The organism is Ruegeria sp. BHSA118 (genome assembly GCF_059613405.1).
In genome coordinates this window covers 19,231-32,052 of the sequence record NZ_JBXWSM010000049.1, presented here as the reverse complement: position 1 = coordinate 32,052, position 12,822 = coordinate 19,231, and the positions used below count along the sequence as shown (strand labels likewise).

The 12,822-nt window shown below is 57.2% G+C and carries 13 protein-coding genes; 5 read left to right on the top strand and 8 right to left on the bottom strand.

Features of this window, described 5'->3' with window-relative positions; translation table 11 throughout:
* Positions 1 to 380, top strand: a 380-nt coding sequence (locus tag AC2FNN_RS14945) for an HdeD family acid-resistance protein (protein ID WP_496759316.1), incomplete at its 5' end; no start/stop codon positions are given.
* 57 nt (positions 381 to 437) lie between these two features.
* On the opposite strand, the gene AC2FNN_RS14940 is transcribed toward AC2FNN_RS14945, so the two are convergent.
* The 4 genes from AC2FNN_RS14940 to AC2FNN_RS14925 all read right to left on the bottom strand — a co-directional run bounded on the left by AC2FNN_RS14940 (position 438) and on the right by AC2FNN_RS14925 (position 3,328).
* Positions 438 to 938 carry a DUF6653 family protein gene (locus tag AC2FNN_RS14940; protein ID WP_496759315.1) on the bottom strand — a complete coding sequence of 167 codons (501 nt, stop codon included), beginning with the start codon at positions 936 to 938 and terminating at the stop codon, positions 438 to 440.
* A gap of 93 nt (positions 939 to 1,031) precedes the next feature.
* The gene (locus AC2FNN_RS14935) at positions 1,032 to 1,409 is read right to left on the bottom strand and encodes a nuclear transport factor 2 family protein (RefSeq protein ID WP_170451066.1); all 378 of its coding nucleotides are present in this window, start codon (positions 1,407 to 1,409) and stop codon (positions 1,032 to 1,034) included.
* 39 nt (positions 1,410 to 1,448) lie between these two features.
* Entirely contained in the window at positions 1,449 to 2,378 is a 930-nt protein-coding gene (locus AC2FNN_RS14930) for a DMT family transporter (RefSeq protein WP_496759314.1), read from the bottom strand.
* Complete coding sequence (locus AC2FNN_RS14925; RefSeq protein ID WP_496759313.1) at positions 2,378 to 3,328, bottom strand: glutathione S-transferase family protein; 951 nt, start codon at positions 3,326 to 3,328, stop codon at positions 2,378 to 2,380. The genes AC2FNN_RS14930 and AC2FNN_RS14925 overlap by 1 nt, the downstream gene beginning before the upstream one ends.
* A gap of 115 nt (positions 3,329 to 3,443) precedes the next feature.
* Between AC2FNN_RS14925 and AC2FNN_RS14920 the strand changes: the two genes are divergently transcribed.
* Positions 3,444 to 4,364, top strand: a complete 921-nt coding sequence (locus AC2FNN_RS14920) for a LysR family transcriptional regulator (protein WP_170451060.1) — start codon at positions 3,444 to 3,446, stop codon at positions 4,362 to 4,364.
* A 492-nt stretch (positions 4,365 to 4,856) separates the two neighbouring features.
* On the opposite strand, the gene AC2FNN_RS14915 is transcribed toward AC2FNN_RS14920, so the two are convergent.
* The 4 genes from AC2FNN_RS14915 to AC2FNN_RS14900 all read right to left on the bottom strand — a co-directional run bounded on the left by AC2FNN_RS14915 (position 4,857) and on the right by AC2FNN_RS14900 (position 9,476).
* Positions 4,857 to 5,810, bottom strand: a complete 954-nt coding sequence (locus tag AC2FNN_RS14915) for a BMP family protein (RefSeq protein ID WP_496759312.1) — start codon at positions 5,808 to 5,810, stop codon at positions 4,857 to 4,859.
* Positions 5,811 to 5,899: 89 nt separating this feature from the next.
* Entirely contained in the window at positions 5,900 to 6,832 is a 933-nt protein-coding gene (locus tag AC2FNN_RS14910; protein ID WP_496759311.1) for an ABC transporter permease, read from the bottom strand.
* Positions 6,829 to 7,920 (bottom strand): ABC transporter permease, encoded by a 1,092-nt coding sequence (locus AC2FNN_RS14905; protein WP_496759310.1) that lies wholly within the window; start codon positions 7,918 to 7,920, stop codon positions 6,829 to 6,831. The genes AC2FNN_RS14910 and AC2FNN_RS14905 overlap by 4 nt, the downstream gene beginning before the upstream one ends.
* The gene (locus tag AC2FNN_RS14900) at positions 7,917 to 9,476 is read right to left on the bottom strand and encodes an ABC transporter ATP-binding protein (RefSeq protein WP_496759309.1); all 1,560 of its coding nucleotides are present in this window, start codon (positions 9,474 to 9,476) and stop codon (positions 7,917 to 7,919) included. Before AC2FNN_RS14900 ends, AC2FNN_RS14905 begins: the two co-directional genes overlap by 4 nt.
* A 133-nt stretch (positions 9,477 to 9,609) precedes the next feature.
* On the opposite strand from AC2FNN_RS14900, the gene gcvA reads away from it, so the two are divergent.
* The 3 genes from gcvA to AC2FNN_RS14885 all read left to right on the top strand — a co-directional run bounded on the left by gcvA (position 9,610) and on the right by AC2FNN_RS14885 (position 12,815).
* Positions 9,610 to 10,536, top strand: coding sequence for a transcriptional regulator GcvA (gcvA, locus tag AC2FNN_RS14895; protein WP_171329854.1), 927 nt, complete (start codon positions 9,610 to 9,612; stop codon positions 10,534 to 10,536).
* 97 nt (positions 10,537 to 10,633) lie between these two features.
* A complete protein-coding gene (locus tag AC2FNN_RS14890; protein WP_496759308.1) occupies positions 10,634 to 11,317 on the top strand; it encodes a DUF1989 domain-containing protein in 684 nt (227 codons plus the stop codon).
* A complete protein-coding gene (locus tag AC2FNN_RS14885; RefSeq protein WP_496669189.1) occupies positions 11,307 to 12,815 on the top strand; it encodes an amidohydrolase family protein in 1,509 nt (502 codons plus the stop codon). Before AC2FNN_RS14890 ends, AC2FNN_RS14885 begins: the two co-directional genes overlap by 11 nt.
* Positions 12,816 to 12,822 lie beyond the last annotated feature (7 nt).

Below are 12,822 nucleotides of genomic sequence, written 5' to 3'. Positions count from 1 at the left end.
CGGAAAAGGCGTGGAAAGGGTTCTTCTGGCTGTTGGCCATCGGTGTTCTGAACGCGCTTGCGGGGCTTGTTCTGTTGCTTGATCCGTTCGGCGGCGTTCTGGCACTGACCCTTGCGCTTGGCGCGGTTTTTCTGGCCGAAGGTGTGTTGCGGATCGTAATTGCCATTCGGTCGCGTCAGGAGCGGCCCATGGCGCTGATGATTGCGTCCGGCGCGATGGCCATCCTGCTTGGCGGCCTGATCCTGACCGGTATCGTCAATGGCTCGTCCCTTGTTCTGCTGGGGGTTCTTGCCGGCCTGAACCTGATTTTCGCCGGTGTGTCCCTGATGTCTTTGGGGCTGTCGCAGCGGTCCTCGGCGCATGGGGGTCCACAAGCTTAAGCGTGTCCTGGCAGACCCGGAATGGCAGGGGCATCTGATGCTCCTGCTTTTCCGTTTTCACCGGGCTGTTGCGCGATTTGCCTGTGCCTGAGTGTCTTCGTAGAGCCAGGCCATGCGATCCAGAAACCACAGCTTGCCACCCATAACCAGCAGCAACCCCAGAAGCGTCGGCCAGATTTGAAGCTGCCAAAGCCCCCAGACCAAGGGGCCGATACCGACCGCGCTGACTGCGGCCAGAACAAGAGGCATCTGGCGGTGCCTTGCAGGGATCGGCGATTTCGCGCGCGCAAGCCAGATCCGTTCCCCAAGTACACCTTTGGACATCCAGTTATCCGGATTGGCCGTTTTGCGGAAGGCGCGCGGGTTCCACCATGTCCAGAAGACAACAATTCCGATTGGAACAAGGCACCACCAGCCCAGCCAAACCCGGCTCCAGACGGCCAGAACGAACAGGGGCGGGATGCTCAGACGGCTCCAGCCGCTCCACGGGTTGGAGTGCCGGTCCCAGACGACGTCGGACATCGTCATGAGCTGTTCCAGAATGCTGCGATCGGTCATCGAACTCTCTTCTGAAGCTGGATCGCAATTATGGCCGCTTCTGCCCGTGTCGGCCAGAGCGGCAGGCAACGCGCGCCGCCCTGACCATGCGCGTCAAAGACCCGAGATATCCACATACACCCGGTAATCCGCGATCCTGTCCTCGCGAAAGTTGAACCGTGCAGCAAAGCGCACGTGGTGTGTGCTTTGGTCCTTGCGCGTGTAGTCAACGGTGCCGTCGCAGAACGCGGTATCGCCGCTGGACCAGATGCCGGTGATGGTATGTTGCATACCCTGGATCGTGGCAAAGAATTCCGCGTTCGCGGCTTGCACGGCTATGCGCCCGTCAATCTGTTCGAAATTGCCAAGCTGGAATTGCACGTCTTCGGTGACATGCTCGACAACGCCGGCTTCGTCGAGCGCGTCAACCGCTGAATAAAGGGACGCGATCCGGGGCGCGTGAGCCGCTGTGGTGGGGGCCGTGATTTGCATGTTTTGGTTTCCTTTTCTGTTTGAAAGTTATCGGTGGGTCTAAGTCTGGTTGGCCTGTGACCGTCGGTGCAGGATCGGCGGGAGTTTCAGGTGGCCGTTGGTGACGGCTAGCCCAAGGAACAGGATTGCGAGAGACCCCAGCAGCCCAAGGCCAAGAGGTTCCCGAAAGACAATTGCCCCGATTGCGATGCCGGAAAGCGTGGCAAAATAGCCGACCTGGGCGAACCCAACGCCATCCGTGCGCCGCTGTACTTCGAAGGTCAGCGCATAGCTGAGCGCAGTGATGGATCCGATGCCGAAGATTGCGCCAAGCAGGGCAGGGGGCACCGAGACGTCGCTGATTGTGGTGCCGCGTCCCAGTATTAGGGCGGAAATCAGCAACAGCTGTGACAGAAGCGTTCCGGTCGCCAGCCCCAACGGATCGCCGCCGGGCGGGTAGGCATAGCTGCGAAAGACGTTGCCGCAGGCCAGAAACAAGGGCCCCAAAAGCGACAGGGCAATCCACGCCGGCTCGACTCCCGACAGGTCAAACCCACCCATGGTGGCAAGGCTGACCCCGGCAAGGCCGATCAGAATACCAACCAGGCGGTGCAACGGCAGCATCCTGCGCGCGATCAGTGCCGTTATCGCAAAGGTAAACAGCGGTGACAGCGTGACGAGGGCGGAATAGAACCCAAGGCTCACATGCTCCAGCACCAGAAACCCGATCACAGCGGGGCCGCTGACACCGAAAACTCCGGCGCCGACATAATAGGGAATGTGCCGCGCGTTGAGCGCCACGCGCTTCTGCGACAGCAAACACAACGCCAACAGCGCGATGCTGGCCAGCAAAACCTGCCAGAACAAAGCGGTCAGAGCTGATATTCCTGCCATCGAGACGAATTTGGACAAAGTGAAACTGACCCCCACCAGGACACCGATGGCCAAGATCAGCGCGGATACAGGGGATCTTCTGACAATATCAGGCATCACGCGGCCCCCATTTCCGGCACATCGGTTAAGCGCAGAGAAGCCGGGCCGATCGGGATAATTCCGCTGGGGTTGATGTGCCGATGGCTGAGGAAGTAGTGCTGACGGATATGGGCCATGTCCACAGTGTCAGCCACGCCCGGCAACCGCATGATGTCGGCCAGATAGCGGGACAGGGCAACATAGTCGCTGATGCGTTTGTAGTCGGTCTTGAAGTGGGTCACATAGACCGGGTCAAACCGCAGAAGTGTCGGAAACAGCTTCAGGTCAACCTCTGTCAGCACGTCTCCGGCTAGGAACCGGCGTTGGCCAAGCGTTTCTTCAATCGCGTCGAGGCAGGCAAAGAGCGCCGTTACGGCCTCGCCATACGCGATCTGGCTGGTTGCAAACCCGGCGCGATAGACGCCTTCGCGGATCGGTGACTGAATTTGTTCGGCGATCCGGTCGATTTCTTCGCAAAGATGGGACGGGCGAAGATCGGGTCCCGCGGCATCGGGAAACGCCGTCTGAAGCATGCGCATGATCTCGGCCGACTCGGTGCTGACGATCCGGTCCGTCACTTTGTCCAGCAGCACAGGCACGCTGATCGGACCCGTGTAATCCGGCTTGGCGTGCTGATAGACTTCGTAAAGGAAGCGGGTGCGTTCGACACCGCTTTGGTCGTTGAACAGGGTCTGGTCGATGACCCAGCCGTTTTCCGACATGACCGGGTCTATCCATGCGATGCTGAACGCATTGCGTAAGCCTTTCAAAGTTAGAATCAGATCGACGCCATGACACCAGGGGCAGGCTTTGGACAGGTAAAGGTGGTACCGGCCGGGCGTGTTCGGAAACGGGGCGCCCGGTTGCACGCTGATGTGGCTCGTGAATGGACTTTGCAGGCGGTGAAAACGACCGTCCGAGGCGAGCGGTCTGTCACGCAGAACTCCGTTGATAAGCATCTTGGGCATGGCAGCCTCCGGCGTTAACAGGATATGCAGATAACTATTAGGCTTTCTATTTGATGATAATCGTGTGAATTTGAAACTTATAGGTGAGTAAAATTCGCCCAAAGGATCGCAAAACATGACTGAAATTGGCGCTATCCCCGTTTTTGTTGCTGTGGCGGACCATGGCGGGTTCGCAGCCGCCGCCCGGCATCTGGGTCTTACAAAATCAGCGGTCAGCAAGCGGATCGGCGTGCTGGAGGCCCATCTGGGAACGCAGCTCTTTCATCGGTCGACGCGGTCCATTTCCCTTACCGAGGCGGGCGAAATCTATCTGGCACACGCGGCGCAGGCGCTTGACGCAGCGCAGGATGCCGAAGACGCAGTTGCGGCGTTGCAGGGGCAACCGGTTGGATTACTAAGGCTCAGTACACCCATGTCCTTTGGACAACTGCATGTTGCGCCTATGGTTGCTGCATTCCTCAGGCAATATCCGGGGATCAGAATTGACCTGACGATGGATGACAAATTTGTCGATCTCGTCGAAGGGGGCATCGACGTGGCCTTACGCGCCGGAACGCTGCCGAACTCGGCCCTGATCGCACGCAAACTCGCCCCGATCCACAGCGTGATTGTCGCTGCGCCGGACTATCTTGCGCAGTCCGGAACGCCAGAAACACCTGAGGATCTTCTGGCGCATTCCTGCCTTCACTACGCCTATTCGCGCGACCCTTCGGAATGGCGCTTAGCAGGGCCCGCGGGTGACATGCGCGTTCAGACATCTGGTGTTCTGCGCGTGAACAACAGTGAAGCCCTGTGCACCGTGCTGCTTGACGGTCTTGGTATCGGTCGCCTGCCGACCTTTATTGCTGGAGCCCACTTGACCAGTGGCCGTCTGGTCAGGGTGCTGCCCGAATATCGCCTGCCTGAACAGGCGCTGTACGCAGTCTTCCCTGAACGAAAGCACATGCCAGCGAAAGTTCGCGCGTTTTTGGATTTCGTCGTGGAACGCATCGGGCACGACGCACCCTATTGGGATTTGGATGCAGGTCCGCTTTAGGGACAAGGGCCGATGATACTCTAAAATTAAACCTGGACCGACCAAGAACACCCAAAGTGCGGGGCAGTCCGGCAATGTCTTCTTCGGGGAATGCTGTAGTGCAGAGTCGGACATTCTTGAACGGCTGGATTGGACCGTCTCATCGAAGCGAGACTTTTCTGGTCGCTGCACGCTGCGCTTGCACTAAAGCGCGGAGTGAGCCCAGTTCGACCGATGCTGCAATGCGCAGGAATGTCTGGTCACAGATTTTGCAAGGACGATATTGATTGAGCGTTTTGCATGGTTGGATCTAAGGCAGCCCTGGAGTTGTTTGTTCTCGGACATTGCAGAACTAAAAACCATCAATAGAAAGCACAGCGACTCCGACGAAATCGGGGGAAACACAGTCCCACGCGGTACAAGCGAAAGGCTTCAATCATTGATTGTCTCTGACAAAAAAAGCCCCCAGACTTGAGGGCGAGTTTAGGGGGAGGCGCGATTGTTAGGAATGCATTATTGTGGATTTACAATCAAAGTGCCTGACTTCATGGCGTCGATCAGATTGTTGACTTCATCCACAACGTCCACCGGGATATCTGAATGGAACGACCCGATCCGCATGGCCAATTCATTGCCCATATCCGCCCGGTAGAGTGCACCTTCCAGTTTTCCAGCAGCTGCCAGTTCCAGGTAGGACCGCATGTTGCCTCGGACATCCAAGATTGCGGACTGTAGGATTTCCGGCCATTCGTTGATCGCATCACGATAGATGCCGATGCCATCGACGCCTTCTTCCTGAACGGCCTGCATGGAGCCCAGCGTCGCGCTGTCCATTGTCGGCCAGACGACATCGGCGCCTTGGGAAATTTGGTTCAACGCAGCTTCTTTGCCCTTGGCGATGTCATCCCAGTCACCGGTCCAGGTAACCAGAACTCTGACGTCCGGATTGGCCGCTTTGGCGCCCGCTTCATAGCCAGCAACCGTGTCGGTCGTGAACTTGAACTGCTGCGCCGCGATGATGCCGATGGTGCCTGTGTCTGACATGGAGCCTGCAACGTAGCCCATCAGATAAGCGATTTGGCTGAAATAGAAATCCGCGTTGGCAATGTTGTCTTTGGTGCCCAGTCCGTTGTTCACCATGAACATGGTTTCCGGGAAGCGTGCAGCGACACGTTCCACGGCGTCCTGGAATTCTCCGCCGTGACCGATCACAAGGTCATACCCCCGGCGTGCGTAGTCGCTCAGGACTTCGATTTGTTCGGGCTGATGCACGCTTTCGGAAAAAGCGGCTTCAAAGCCGAGCGCTTCACCTGCCTTGGTGAGACCTTCGAATCCGGCTTGGTTCCAGCCATTGTCAGAAATCGATCCGGGCATAACGATCGCGGCGCGTTCGATCCCGTCAGCAGTCGCAGACCCTGCCAACATCAGTGCCGCAAGCCCCGCCAATAGTTTGGACTTCAATTGCATTGTTGTTCTCCCATACTGGATATGTGTTGTCAGGGTGACGGGAGTATCGCGACGTGAAAAACGATGGTTTCTCACGTCACGGCTGAGATTTATCGATGCTCTCGGTCGTAAGGCAGTCCGACGCTTGCAGGTGCGCTGGCTTTGGCTCCGAGGACCACGAGTGCGATAAGCGATGCCAGGTAAGGCAAGATCAGGAAGAGCTGATAGGGAATCTCTGGCGAGGTGAATTGCAGTTTGAATTGCACCGCATCACAGAAGCCGAAGAAAAGCGCCGCGCAGATCGCGCCGATGGGCGACCAACGTCCCAGGATGATTGCCGCAAGCGCAATGAAGCCTTTGCCCGCGCTCATGCCCTCCGCAAACACATAGACTTGCGACAAGACCAGATGCACTCCGGCAAGCGCCGCGAGGGCTCCACTAGCTGCAATCGCGAGATATTGCATGCGAAAGACAGGAACCCCGGCCAAGTCCGCGGCCTTCGGGTTTTCGCCAACGGCGCGCAGGTCCAGACCCTTGTGGGATTTCATCAGCCAGAACCAGGCTGCTATTGCCAACCCGATCAATAGGTAGAACAGCGGATCCTGGGAAAACAAGGACGGGCCAACGACGGGAAGATCTGACAAGAAGGGAAAATAGATCTGCGAGAATCCGTTTACTCGCGCCCCTCCGGCCTGAGCACCAAATATCTGACGGGACAGAAATGCTGTGAGTCCGGCCAGCAGCAGGTTGAGCGCGATACCACCAACCAGCTGGTTGATGCGCAGCCGGATCGACATATACCCAAGCAGCAGGCCAGAGATCAGGCCGCAAATTATCCCGCATCCGAGCCCGATCACGGCGGAGCCCGTTGCGAAAGAACCAGCAGCAGCGCCAAGCGCTCCGGCTAGGATCTGACCTTCGAGGCCGATGTTGTACAGCCCGCCACGTTCCGCGATCACCCCGCCAAGGGCAGCAAAAGCAATTGGTGTACCCAATCGGGCGGTTCCGGCAAGGACGTCGCCCAGTAAAACAAGATCAATCATAGCTTATGCCTCTTTCTTCCGGCGTTGTGTTTGACTGCGCAGCCCCAGGTTTTTGTCAGGAGTTTCCGAATGGATTTTGACGTGGTTCGCGGTGTCACGAGAGCGGCAGCGACAAAAACTACGACGAGCCCCTCGACCACTTCGATGACGGAACTGTCGACCCCGACGGCACGTTGCATCGTTCCCGCGCCGGCAGAAAGCCCGGCAAGGAACAGCGCGGTCAAAGGCGCGACAATTGGGTTAAGAGCCGCAAGGAAGGCGACGACAATTCCGTCATAGCCGTAGCCATCGCTAAACAGGTGGAACAGGCGGTACTTCAACCCGATCACCTCGATTGCGCCGGCCATGCCTGCAAGGCTGCCGCCAATCAACATGGCGCGGATGACGGTCTTTTTCTGGTCCACTCCGGCATAGGCCGCAGCGCGGGCATTGCGCCCGACAAGGTCCAGTTGGAAGCCCGATGGCGTGAAGCGCAGCCAGAAATACAAGATAACCGCCATGGCCAGCCCGAATACAAAGCCCACATGGGTATCAGATCGCGGCATCAGAATAGGCAGGCGATAGGCTTCTGAGACTTCCTCGGAATAAGGATATGGCGCGCCTTCGGCCAATAGCGGCCCAGCCACGGCGTAGCTGACGATGTGGATCGCAATGAAGTTCATCAGCAGCGTGACAATGACCTCATTCGTGCCCCGATAGGCTTTGAGATACGCAGGAATTGCCGCCCAAAACGCCCCACCGGCGGCGGCGGCGATAAATATCAGTGGCACGCCCAATAGACCGGGCAGATTGGGGATCGCCAAAGCGAAGACGGCGCCGAACAACCCACCAATATAAATCTGCCCCTCGCCACCAATATTGAACACACCGGCGCGCATCGGAATGATCACGGCCAGCCCGGCCAGAAGCATCGGCGAGGCTTTGACCAAAGTATTGGAGAAGCCCCAGTAATTCAGGAAAGATTCCAGAAACAGAACCTTATAGGCTTCAAACGGGTTGTGCCCGTCCAGCAGGATCAGCACGCCGCCAACGCTCAGCGCTGAAAGCAAAGCAATCGCAATCCGGCGTTGCATGGTAAATCTGTTCATTGTACCTCCTCCGGCGCTGCGGTCATCAAGAGCCCAATGTCTTGAAGAGTTGTGTTTTCTGGATCGACAACACCCGTGATCCGACCAAAAGCCATCACGGCGACGCGGTCAGAGATGTCGAGCACATGCTCAAGTTCAGTGGAGATATAGAGAACGCCCACGCCGCTTTGGGCGACAGCACGGATCTGGTTCTGAACAAATTCCGTTGCGCCGACATCAAGCCCTTTTGTCGGCTGTACGACGACCAAGAGATTGCGCGCCCGGGCCACTTCACGGGCCAGAACGATTTTTTGCTGGTTGCCGCCGGACAAAGCTGAGGCGTTCAATTTCGGGTCTGGGGGCCTAATGTCAAAGGCCGCGACCACGTCGCACGTGATCTCGTGCATCGCGCGCCGGGAAATCAGACCGCCAGCCATGAACCTGTCTTCGCCAATGGATCGAAAAGCCATATTTTCTTCGACACTGAGCGACAGGACCAAGCCTTCGGCATGGCGGTCCTCGGGCACAAAGCCTATCCCATCTGCAATGCGCGAAGCGATGGAGGCGCTTGATATCTCCGTGTCATTAAGGTGGATGGCGCCGCTGGTTTGTCTTTTGAGGCCGGTGATCACCTCGCTCAACTCCGTCTGGCCATTGCCGTCGATCCCGGCGATTCCGAGAATTTCGCCAGCCTTCACGGAGAGGGTCAGATCCTGCAGGATTTCCGCGCCGCCTGGATCGATCAGGCAGACATCAGAGACAACCAGAGCGTCCGGTGCTGAGCTGATGTCGTTGCGCGCCTTTTTGGCCTTGGGCGTCTCGACCGTTTCGCCGGTCGACTTTTCTCCCATCATAAGCGCTGACATCTGGGCCATCGGCGTGGTCGCAACCGGAAGGACTCCCTCGACACGCCCATGGCGCATTATCATGACGCGATCGGCAATTTCGCGGATTTCATCGAGCTTGTGGCTGATGAAAAAGACGAGGCAGCCGTTGGCGACCAGCTTGCGCACCCCTTTGAGAAACGGCGCAACTTCGGTCGGGGCAAGAACGCTGGTGGGTTCATCCAGGATCAGGATCGATACATCGCGAAACAGCGCCTTAAGGATCTCCACCCTTTGCTTCATGCCCACAGGCATTTCCGTGACGCGGATGTCGAAATCGACGTTAAAGTCAAAGTCGCTGCAAAGCTGCCGAATGCGCGCCCGCGCTTCGGCACCCCTCTTTGTGCTGGGCAAGCCGATCAGAATGTTCTCTTCGGCGTTCATCGCGCCGACCAGGCTGAAATGCTGGTGGATCATGCCAATCCCATGCTCAATAGCTTTTGCTGGGCTGGTCACCGAAACAGGTGTTCCGCCCAGTTTGATTTCGCCGTTGTCGGGCTGATACAGACCGATCAAAACGCTTGCGAACGTGGTTTTCCCCGCTCCGTTCTCGCCCAAAATCGCAATGCACTCGCCCTTCGAGGCCAGCAGGTTGACATCGTGCAATGCACGAACGGCGCCAAACGACTTGTCGATGCCGGTGACTTTCAAAAATGGATCCAAGACAACCTCCCAACTTTCACGCAAATTCAAGAGAGAATGTCCTATCTTCTCAAATTAGATGTTTTCACCTCATAGCTGAGAAATTCGTCCACATGAGAACTGGCAATCGGGTTAGAGTGGAACGACGAAATAGCATCGCATCAGGAGAGCAAAGCCGCGCGTCATGGCGAAGATACCGTCGTTGAAAAGCATTCAGGCCTTCGAAGCAGCCTGCCGGCATCTGAGTTTCAAGGATGCCGCCGATGAATTATGCGTCACTCCGACTGCCATTTCCCATCAGATCAAATCGCTGGAGGATCAACTTGGGGTACCCCTGTTCCACCGGCTGACCCGCGCCTTGAAATTGACGGAGGATGGGGCCAATTACGCGCCCCACATTATTGAGGCCTTCAAGAACATCGAAGCCGCCTCTCTCGCGCTGGAGGAAGACGACCTTGCGGGCACATTGACAATCTCAACCACCGGGTCCTTTGCCGCCAACTGGCTGAGCCCGCGGCTGCGAGGCTTTTACGAGAAATACCCGGAGATTTCGGTAAAGGTTCTGTCAAGCGATCAACTGGTGGATTTCAAATCCAGTGATGTGGATGTGGCCATTCGGTATGGCTTTGGCGATTATCCTGACAGCAATGTGGCTTGGGTCTTGAATGACTGGGTGGCCCCTGTCTGCAGCGTGGAAAAGGCGAAGTCATTGAGTTCCCCCGAAGAGCTTCTGAAGTCTCGTCTGATCGAATACCAATGGAGCGGGTTTTCCGATGCGGATCCGAGTTGGGAGCGCTGGATGGACGCGGCTGGCTTGCAGACTGGTGATGTCGAGCCCTATGTCACTTATTCCGAGGAACACATCTGCCTGCTGACGGCAAGCGATGGTCATGGTGTGGCCCTGGTCAGCCTTTTGGCCGCCGCGCGTTTTCTGGAACGTAATATGCTGGTCGCCCCCTTTGATACGGCATTGAAGAACAAGAGCTATTTTCTCGTTTGCCCGGAAACTTACGCCAATCGTGCACGCGTTCGTGCGTTCCGGGAATGGCTATTGGACCAAGCAGATGAGTTTCGTGACAGCGCCGTCGGTCAAAGGTTTTTTGAAGATTAGCGCGTCCGCAACGATCTAATCCGTCGCTTGAATTTTTGTCATTTCTAAATTGCCGAGAAGCATGCGTTTCTGAACCCCTAACCAGGAGTTCTTGCACATGCAAAGTTTTGACCCTTCCCGACCCCATGGTTTCAATCAAACTCTGGACAGCACGGTCTCTGCCGACGGCGTCCCGGTCATTGCACAACGGTATACAGTGCCAGCACGTTGCGGTGTCGCGGTGCGTTTGACAGCCGGGCAGACTTTGACCATCACCAATCCGACCGGCCGGCAAGTCTGCGATTTCTGGGCGTTCAATGCGGCAGAGCTGCATGAATTTATTTCAATGCCGCATGTGCACACGGATCTTCTGTCTGTTTTCCCAAAGGTCGGTGACAGGTTGGTCAGCAATCTGCGCAATCCTCTTTTGACGCTGACCCAAGACACATCGCCGGGTGTGCATGACACAACGATCGCCGCTTGCGATGCCAACCGGTACAAGCAATTGGGCGTCACTGATTACCACGACAATTGCGCCGACAACTTGAGGCAGGCCTTGCTTGCTATCGGGAAAAAAGCACCGCATGTGCCAGCGCCCTTCAATCTGTGGATGAACGTCCCAGTTCACCCTGATGGCAGCCTTGCCTGGGCTGCGCCAGTGTCAAAGCCGGGGGACAGCATGACCTTCAAAGCTGAGATGCCAGTCTACGCCGTGATGTCGGCCTGCCCGCAGGATGTCACTCCAGTAAACGGGGACGAAGGCAAGCCGAGCGCGCTGGAATTTGTTGTTCATGACGGCTGATGGCGGCGACATATTTTCCGCCCGCTGGATCATCGAAGATGCCTTTCACAGTCACAACGACTACGCGCTTTATGTTCTAGACGGCAGAATAGCTGGCTTGGCGCCTCTGGCCGAATTAAAGTCACGTTATCCCAGCGCAAGGGTGCACTCGGACACAAACACTGCGATCCTGCCCGGGTTTGTGAATGCGCATCACCATTGCTATGGGGTGAACCTGATCAACCAAGGGATACGGGATGACCTGTTAGAGCCTTGGATTTTCGCCTCCGCTGGCGCAGCTGACGTTGCGCCGCGCCTCGCCACCGAATACGCGGCAATGCGCTTGCTGAAGAATGGGGTAACGGCTGTTGTGGATGCCTGCACCGCGGGTCACACAGCGGCCTTTGCCGAAGCGAAGATAAGGGACAAAATCGCCGTATATAATGGGCTTGGCCTGTCCTGTGCCATCGCGCCAGGCGAGAGATGGCACAACCAGCTTGTGCATCCATACGGGCAAAGCCAGTCGTTTCTGACCACCTTGCCCGTGGTTCTGCGATGCAAACTGCAGCGCCAGCACGTTGCGCGCGCACGTATTGAACCGCAAAGCTTTGTGCGGCTTCTGTCCCGGATGCATGGCAAATACGCGGCTTCTGAATGCGCTGATGTGTGGTTTGGCCCCACGGCACCGCATTGGACGGGCCAAGAGACCCTGCGCGACATCGCCAGGGAGGTTCGCGAAAGCGGCCAGCGCATTCACACCCATGCCGAGGAATCTCGGCTGCAGCACCTGTCGGCTACAGCCAGGAGTTTTCAGGGTGCCGTCGCAGAATTGGGTAAAGCTGGCCTGCTTTCTGACGGCTTATCCTTGGCGCATATGGTCTGGGCGGACGAAAAAGATCTGGCGCAAGTGGCCGAGGCGCGCGCGCATATCGTGTGCAATCCCAGTTCCAACTTGCGGCTGCGGTCCGGCATTGCACCCGCGCCATTGATGAAGCGGATGGGCATTGACCTCGCACTGGGGATGGATGGGACCAGCCTGGCAGGTGATGACGATATGTTCGCCGAAATGCGTTTGGCGCAAAGCCTTTATTGGTCAAGTGATCGGGCAAACCTAAGCCTGACCGCGAAGGATGTTTTCGACATGGCCACTATGGGTGGCGCGCGTTTGATGGGTATGGATCACAGCATCGGAAGCCTGTCCGCCGGCAAACTCGCCAACTTTTTAATCCTGCGCCTGGACCGTCTTGAAGGGCCCTGGTTGGACCCCGGCATTGATCCGGTTGAGCTGTTGGTCAGCTCGGCAAAATCCACGGATATCCAGAGCGTCTTCACCGGCGGACAGCTGGCCGTTTCGCACGGCGAAGCCATCAAGTGCGACGAAAAGAAAATTCTTCAAAACATCACCGACGGCATGCAGCGCGCCGCGGATCAAAGGTTGAGCGCCAGTGAATATGCCGCCGTCAAATCCGCATTGCAGCGCTGGTATGACGATTGGCTGACGAAAAACGCCCCGCAATAGTGACAGA

Bases quoted from the DNA above. Each gene is read 5' to 3' on its own strand.
- AC2FNN_RS14935 (WP_170451066.1), bottom strand. From the start codon at position 1,409: ATGCAAATCACGGCCCCCACCACAGCGGCTCACGCGCCCCGGATCGCG.
- AC2FNN_RS14910 (WP_496759311.1), bottom strand. From the start codon at position 6,832: ATGATTGATCTTGTTTTACTGGGCGACGTCCTTGCCGGAACCGCCCGA.
- AC2FNN_RS14930 (WP_496759314.1), bottom strand. From the start codon at position 2,378: ATGCCTGATATTGTCAGAAGATCCCCTGTATCCGCGCTGATCTTGGCC.
- AC2FNN_RS14915 (WP_496759312.1), bottom strand. From the start codon at position 5,810: ATGCAATTGAAGTCCAAACTATTGGCGGGGCTTGCGGCACTGATGTTG.
- gcvA (WP_171329854.1), top strand. From the start codon at position 9,610: ATGGCGAAGATACCGTCGTTGAAAAGCATTCAGGCCTTCGAAGCAGCC.
- AC2FNN_RS14905 (WP_496759310.1), bottom strand. From the start codon at position 7,920: ATGAACAGATTTACCATGCAACGCCGGATTGCGATTGCTTTGCTTTCA.
- AC2FNN_RS14885 (WP_496669189.1), top strand. From the start codon at position 11,307: ATGACGGCTGATGGCGGCGACATATTTTCCGCCCGCTGGATCATCGAA.
- AC2FNN_RS14925 (WP_496759313.1), bottom strand. From the start codon at position 3,328: ATGCCCAAGATGCTTATCAACGGAGTTCTGCGTGACAGACCGCTCGCC.
- AC2FNN_RS14940 (WP_496759315.1), bottom strand. From the start codon at position 938: ATGACCGATCGCAGCATTCTGGAACAGCTCATGACGATGTCCGACGTC.
- AC2FNN_RS14890 (WP_496759308.1), top strand. From the start codon at position 10,634: ATGCAAAGTTTTGACCCTTCCCGACCCCATGGTTTCAATCAAACTCTG.
- AC2FNN_RS14920 (WP_170451060.1), top strand. From the start codon at position 3,444: ATGACTGAAATTGGCGCTATCCCCGTTTTTGTTGCTGTGGCGGACCAT.